The 7221-nt window shown below is 42.6% G+C and carries 7 protein-coding genes; all 7 read right to left on the bottom strand.

The window, feature by feature from the left end; translation table 11 throughout:
* Positions 1-4 precede the first annotated feature (4 nt).
* Positions 5-859 (bottom strand): AMP-binding protein, encoded by an 855-nt coding sequence (locus ACM0OZ_RS40915; protein WP_414588604.1) that lies wholly within the window; start codon positions 857-859, stop codon positions 5-7.
* Positions 860-887: 28 nt separating this feature from the next.
* Positions 888-1229, bottom strand: a complete 342-nt coding sequence (locus tag ACM0OZ_RS40910; RefSeq protein ID WP_414588603.1) for a chorismate mutase — start codon at positions 1227-1229, stop codon at positions 888-890.
* Positions 1230-1318: 89 nt separating this feature from the next.
* Positions 1319-2422, bottom strand: a complete 1104-nt coding sequence (gene aroF / locus ACM0OZ_RS40905) for a 3-deoxy-7-phosphoheptulonate synthase (protein WP_414588602.1) — start codon at positions 2420-2422, stop codon at positions 1319-1321.
* A 371-nt stretch (positions 2423-2793) separates the two neighbouring features.
* The gene (locus ACM0OZ_RS40900) at positions 2794-3744 is read right to left on the bottom strand and encodes a diiron oxygenase (RefSeq protein WP_414588601.1); all 951 of its coding nucleotides are present in this window, start codon (positions 3742-3744) and stop codon (positions 2794-2796) included.
* Between the two features lie 185 nt (positions 3745-3929).
* The gene (locus ACM0OZ_RS40895; RefSeq protein ID WP_414588600.1) at positions 3930-4655 is read right to left on the bottom strand and encodes an iron-containing redox enzyme family protein; all 726 of its coding nucleotides are present in this window, start codon (positions 4653-4655) and stop codon (positions 3930-3932) included.
* A gap of 115 nt (positions 4656-4770) precedes the next feature.
* Complete coding sequence (locus tag ACM0OZ_RS40890) at positions 4771-5466, bottom strand: hypothetical protein (protein ID WP_414588598.1); 696 nt, start codon at positions 5464-5466, stop codon at positions 4771-4773.
* 215 nt (positions 5467-5681) lie between these two features.
* On the bottom strand, positions 5682-7208 hold the full coding sequence (locus ACM0OZ_RS40885) for a class I adenylate-forming enzyme family protein (RefSeq protein ID WP_414588597.1): 1527 nt from the start codon (positions 7206-7208) through the stop codon (positions 5682-5684).
* Between the last annotated feature and the right edge of the window lie 13 nt (positions 7209-7221).

Here is a 7221-nt window from a genome sequence, read left to right as displayed (position 1 = left end):
AACGCTATCCAAAGCCAGACTCAGAGGGTGTTGCAAATTTTCGGACGAGTCTATTGTTCATCTGAGCTGTGCTTGCTGACACACTCAGAAGATTGCGATGCGAGAGCATAACTCCTTTAGGCATTCCGGTGCTTCCAGAAGTTAGCATCAACAAAGCTAAATCCTCAGGGTGGCTGTGATGCAAGTTTTTGTCAGGAGCATTGGCTCGTAACTCCTCAATTGTGGCAACGCCAAGGTCTTCAATTGCCCAAAGAGCCGACAGGGAAAGAATTGAGGCAGTTAGTTTCTGGCTAGTCAGGATAATTGGATGTTCCAACATCTGCCAAGCCCGATGTAGCTTACTAACCGCCCCATTGGATTCAGAATAGGTAGGTGCGATGCCTGCGGCGGGCTGCGCCAACGCAATTGGTACGGGGACAAAGCCTCCCAGCATACATCCCCAAAAAGCAGCTATAAAATCCTGATTGTTAGTAAGTTGAAAAATCACTTTGTCTTGAGGCTTGAGTCCTATCCTTCTTAATCCTCCTAGAATCCGCTGGGCTTCCTCTAGCAAAGCTGGATAGAGCTGAAGGCTCTCTTTACCATTAGACTCAATATAAACAATGCCTTTGTTGGAAGAATGAATTGCAGTCCGTTCCAAGGCTTGCGAAAGGATAGTTGGGGAACCAGGTTTAAGCCGTAGCAGTTCACCGTGACTTATAGCCAGCGAGTTGGCACCGGAATTTGACTCTAACATAGATACCTGTGGGAAATCAAAAGGTGAGGATTGAATCTTCACTACTAGACGATCTATTTCTTCATATAACTCGCGCAGCTTTTCTGCCAAAGATTGCTTTGACGATAGAGAAGTGTTGCTCATTGTTTGGACTCTGTGACGAGATTAACAATTAATTTGAGCTGAAAATCGGTTTGGAAAGCGAATCGGAGCGATTAGGTTTTTGGTTTTCCTGCTTAAAGGATTGCATCAGCCTATCTTCAAGCTCACAGGTTTCGTTGATAATCAGCCCATAGAGCCGACGAGTAAATTCTGCATCGAGACCGTGTTTCTCTCCGATCCTTGAGCATCGTTCCTTTACTTCCTTTACGCGCTCTGGCTGCATCATTGGCATCCCAACTTGGCTCTTGTAAATAGCTATTTGTTTACAGAGGTCAAAGCGTTTAGCCAGTGTTTGAACGAGTATCTCATCGAGAGTATCAATTTCTTGCCTAAAATTCTTTATGTTCATCATTGACTTTTCCTTCTGTAGAACCCATCTTGAGAATATGGTTATTTACCCCAGACCTTTGCTATCAAACTGAAATGTTATGGCGGTTTTTATTAGGAGACTCTCAAAGCCAACTCCTGCAGATGAATAGTATTCTGCGTTGCAGTTGAAATAGGTGTTTCCGACCAACGACCAACGCTTTTGCCAATGACAGCCATCTCCTGCATTAATTGCTCATATTGCTTCAGTGTCAGAGACTGGGGACCATCCGAGAGCGCCTGAGCTGGGTTGGGGTGAACTTCAATCATTAAAGAATCTGCCCCCGCCGCGATCGCAGCTCGAGACATCGCTGATACGTACTCAGCTCGACCTGTCCCATGACTGGGGTCAATCATAATCGGTAAGTGAGTCAGCGTTTGCAGCACTGGTATCGCTGCCAGGTCAAGCGTATTGCGTGTATACTGTCGGTCAAAGGTACGAATTCCGCGCTCGCACAAAATCACATTTGGGTTGCCTGCTGCCAAAATGTACTCTGCAGCCATCAGCCAATCTTCAATCGTGGCCGACATCCCTCGCTTGAGCAAAACTGGCTTATCTTGAGCCCCTACTTGCTTCAGCAGTGAGAAATTCTGCATATTGCGAGCACCAATTTGAATAATGTCAGCGACCTGTGCAACTTTCTCAAGATCGGCTGTATCCATAACCTCAGTGACAATACCCAAACCCGTAGCCTCGCGAGCTGCCGCAAGCAAGTTTAAGGCACTCTCACCATGTCCTTGAAAAGCATAAGGAGAAGTGCGAGGCTTATAGGCTCCACCCCGCAAGAACTTAGCACCTGCAGCCTTAACCCGCTGAGCTGTCTGGATAATCATTTCTTCATTTTCTACTGAACACGGTCCAGCCACCTGCACAATGGGACAGTTTTGACCAAAAGCGATAACTCCTGATGATGTTCCTACAAATACCGTACTAGGCTCCCCATTGCGGAATTCAAGGGCAGCCCGTTTAAAGGGCTGATTTACCCGCAGCACCTGCTCAATAAAAGGGCTAAGTTGTTGGATTTGTTGAGGATTGAGAGCCGCTGTATCCCCGACTAAACCAATCACCACTTGGTGGCGACCTGCACTTTTTTCAGGTGTGACGTTCCAGCTGTTGAGTTCTTGACTGATTCGCTCAATTTCTCTTGCTGGGGTGCCGGATTTTATCACTACAATCATTGCTTATATCTCCTATTTTCAATCAATTCAAGTTACTGCTGACTTTTCACGGTATCTGGAAAACGTCTGTTTGGCAGGTGGGCGAGCGCATAATTTGATTTCCCAGACTCTGGTTTTTCCGTTGCCTATTTTCATTAATTTAGAACTATTGAAAATGAGGTTGTGGAAAAAACCACGTGGTTTCGTTGTTTGAGGACTTCCCGTGACAAGTCAAACTGGACATGGCTTTTAACTGACTAGAATTGGTACATATGCCTATCGTTACTGAGTTTGAGGTACTTTTACCCCTGTTGGCGTATTTGCCTTGTCCACACAGGCTTTCAGGCGCTTTTTATTCCAGAAAGTTATAAAGTCCCAGTAGTGAACAGTTACTACGTAAGTTCGTAATTTTCAAAAGCTTGTTTAACAGAAGGAATCAAAAAGACATCAGCAGCTTCAAACATTTTTAACGCCGGTTTAGCTGCCTGTTTTAGCACTTCTGCAATTTTTCCAGGTGCATAAACTTCTTCTAAAATTCCGTCTGCATCCTTCGCAGCAAAATTTAATTTCCTAAGAATGTTGTAGTCACATTGGCGATCGGGTTCAAGAAAAGCCCGCACAAGTAGGGGTAGAAGTTGACCGATTTCCTCTTTCTCCCAGGGAGAAAGGCTACTCCACAGTGAAGGGAACAAGTTGCGAAAATAAACGTAATGCAGAGCCTCATCAGCTATATGATCGCTAATGACGGCACGTACTACTGGTGCTACTTGGACATCGTGTGGGACGTTGCTAAAAGTTCCTACATACAGAGTCTCCGTGATACAGACAAAAAACAGCTTAATGAGGTTTGGTGACAGTTGAGTTTGATGAGAGGCAAGGAGCTTCTGAACAGTAAGATCATATTTTGGACGTCCAAGCACAGAACGATTAATCCCGAAAGCTATCTCAGCCTGCGTTGACAAAGTCTCTATAAAAAGTGCGTGCCCACCTTCATCACAATAGATGCGTAAGGCATCATTTCTCTGTTCAGTTGTCAAAGCAATAGGTGCCTTCCCTAGAGCTAGATCGGTGCATATAGGGTTAACATAGCTTAGTTCAACCAAAGTCGTGAACTGAAGGTGATCGAGAAGCTTATAAGCAAGAACAGTAATCCAACGGTTAGAATCTTCAGAAATTGCTCGGTGGAAAGTTAGCGGAACTAAGTCTGGAGAAAATGGCAGACCAGAAAAAGAATCTATCCGAAAGGGCTTGCTCCGAATCCAGCTCGACTCGTTCCACTTACTGAATGGGCTAAAGTAGTCTTTTTGAGTCTCAAGTATAGATGAGATAGGTATTGCGGTCATAAAATAGCTCCTTCAATTTGATACAAACTTTTTAAGTTTGTCAGAAAGGTACGGCTGTAAACCTTAGCGAGTCAAGGCTTCAAGCTTCACTGCTCTTTTGCCAAGGCAAGATGTGAACTGCAAACTTAAGCTTTGCGATTAACAGGCTGAAACTGAAGCAAGTAAAAAGTTTTAGCCGATGTGAGCTATTTTACCGCTATCTTAGCTTTACCCCTTGTTGAAGCACCCACTGGCCAGGTAGGACTCGTTGGCTCCACATAGTGTAATAAGTGTGTGTATTGCTGAGCAACGACACTAGCACACAAGCGGATTGCATATTTGTCATCTTCATCAGTGACATCGCGCAAGATGTTTCGTAAAGATTGCATGTGGTCTATGTCTGCTTCTGCATGAAACACGATGAATGATATTGCTTTTTCAATGTTTGGTATCGTACTCTTTTCACGCAAATTTTTTAAACTAACAGGCCCAATTTTTTCTGAGAATCCTTCCAAAATATATGCTTCTCCAAAGATGCCTATTGGATTCTGTGATGTTGCCACAAAGTGGGAATACGCATTATATGCCTCAATGGCAGGCGATGGCGCAGTATTCTTTACCATTTCAGGGTCATACCCTAATGCTTTCACATCGTTCAAAACCCAGAGGTGATGCCCTCTTTCTTCTTTTGCGTGTTCTAAAAATCGCTTTTGGATCATTTGATATATCGGGTTTGGGTGTCCTTTCAAGTTCTTCGTTACAGTGAGCAATGTCTTCGGAGTGTTTATGACGTAATGATATGTTTGCGTGAGAAAGTTCAAGTATTCCTCTTTTGTCAGTTCTCCGGTAATCAGTCTGGAATATTTTGGATCCGCATACAATTTGTCAATCATCACATTGAGAATTCCTTCCAGTTCGTTTACGAGGTCCATAACTGCATCTCCTTTTTTTTAAGAAAAATAAAGAAATCTGTTTTTGTACTAACAAACTGGTTGCTGGTTAATGTTCTTTACACCAGAGTTGAGTGTATTTCTAGAAACAGCGTGCTTAAAAATAGCCGCTTTTTTCAATTTCGTACTCTTTAGGAAGCTTAGTGTTATACAATTGTTCTGGAATATCAATATCTGGAATTATCAGACGGCTTTCCATGGGATTATCATCAGAACGGTAATATTCGTGAACCTTATAAAGAGGAATTGGTTTGATGCTGCGGGTATGTATGCCTAAAGAATTAGAAAAATACTTGAAAATCGAGAGAGTAGCACAAGCAACAAGAACGTGTGGCTGGGCTTCATCTAAATGAATAAAATCCTTGGAATGCGCTGCACCCAATAAAACTTTACCAATACCTTGATTTCGGCACTCATCTCTGACAACAAATTTAGTCAATTCTCTTAGGTACTTGCCAGAATACCTCTTGACCGCCCCGGCTTTTACTAGTAGTTTTTCAATATCTTGCTCAGTTACTTTGCCATGTCTTTCTGCATTAGTACCACGTGTATATAGACCTATGCTGGCAATGAGTTCGCCATCAACTAATCCCATCAGGCACTGTTGAGGATAAAGCTCAATTTTAGCCTCTGGATCGAAAATGGAATCGGAAAACATAATCCCAAGCTTTTTGTAGTAAATTTCAGCTATCAAAGACTGACATTGAAGAACTTCCGAATGAGTTTTGGCAATTTTGATGTGTAGGCGTATTTTTTTAGCAACTTCAACTTTGTCTATCGTACTCAGCTTCATATTTCCTCCATAAAACTTGTGGCGCTAAGAGTTATTAATACTGACTTATGATGTCGCAGATCCAGACAAGGGTGACATTAAGGCATCATGTAAAAATAAGTTGTACAAATTTAATCTGGAATAGGCTGTTAGCTTTACTTCCCAATCAAAAGTGTTCAAGTTATTTTTGCAAGACTCCTAAGCCTATTCAATAGCTATTCAATTTCGTTAGTATTTCAAGCTTTGACTAGATACTGACTGCTAGACGAAAGCTCTTCTTCACGTAGAAGCCGTTTAAGTACTTTGCCAGTCGCGTTTTTTGGAATTGAGTCAACAAACTTGAATGTATGCGGAATTTTGTATTTAGCTATCCTCTCAGAGCAGAATGCAATAATTTCGTCTTCTGCGATCGCCTGACCGGGCTTAAGCACAATGTTGGCTTTGACTATTTCACCTTTTAATCGGTCTGGAACGCCATATACGGCTACCTCAGCGACCGCTGAATGTTTGTAGATGACATTTTCAACTTCAGTAGAGTAAACTTTAAATCCAGAAACATTGATCATATCTTTCAATCGGTCAACCACATAGAAGTAGCCTTCATCATCCATTTGTCCAATGTCCCCTGTGTGGAACCAACCATTTTTTAAAGCTTGGGCAGTTTCAAATGGGCGATTCCAATAACCAAGCATGACATTTGGGCCATGAATAACTATCTCGCCCAACTCCCCTGGTGCTACTTCTTGACCGTCAAGATTGACAACCTTTATTTCAACATTTTGAACTGGAGTACCAATTGAACCAAGCTTGTATTTCAAATCATGGTTAAAGCTGGCAAATGGCGAGGTTTCAGTTAGACCATACCCTTCAAGAATTACAAATCCATGCCTTTCCTGCCACCTTTGTACAACCGCAGCTGGCATACTGGCTGCGGCTGTAAAGTAAGAACGCACTGAACTAAGGTCATAGCCAAACGTATTCATATCTAGCAGTTTTATGAATACTGTTGGCACACCGAAGAATTTAGTGACGCGGTAACTGTCAATAGTTTTCAGTACTTTCTCTGGAGCAAATTTGTGTTGCAGTATAATGGTTGACCCTGCACTAAGTCCACTATTTAAAATAGCATTTTGACCAAAGCAATGGAATAGTGGCAAGTAAAGCAACAATCTATCATCAGGTTGCAAGTTATAATAATGGCGGGAAGTGTAGTTATTGAAAATTACATTACCGTGGGAAAGAGTAGCGCCTTTTGGGAAGCCTGTTGTTCCTGATGTGTAAATAATGGCCACTGGTTCGTTGCGCTTCATTTCGAGAGCACGTGCGTTGGGTGAAGCACTTGCCAGCAGTTGTTCTAGGCTAATTCCCTTGCTTGTTCTACCTTCTGCAACAAGAATGTGTTTTAAATCTGGTAAGTCCCTATCTGGCACATTTTCACTGAGTTCCTCTGTTGTAATTACAATCTTGGCACTACAATCGCAAAGGATGAATTTTACTTCATCACTCTTGAGCATCACGTTTAGTGAAACCGCCACAGCACCGATTTTCTGAATGCCAAGATAGGAAATGACAAATTCTGGAATGTTTGGCAGAAATAGGGCTACGCGATCGCCACGTCTAACTCCTAATCCGTGCAAACCATTAGCTATGCGATTTGCCATACTGTCAAGGTCTTTGTAGGAGAAAGATTTACCCTCAAAAATCAAGGCAGTTTTGGTGGGAAATAATTGGCGAGCCCGTTCTAAACTGTGTGCAATGTTCATAACTCAGGAATAT

The sequence above is a fragment of the Scytonema sp. PCC 10023 genome (genome assembly GCF_963920835.1).
In the GTDB taxonomy this organism is placed as follows: domain Bacteria; phylum Cyanobacteriota; class Cyanobacteriia; order Cyanobacteriales; family Nostocaceae; genus Kalymmatonema.
Note: the sequence above shows the minus strand (reverse complement) of the source record. Positions and strands in the feature narration are given on the sequence as shown.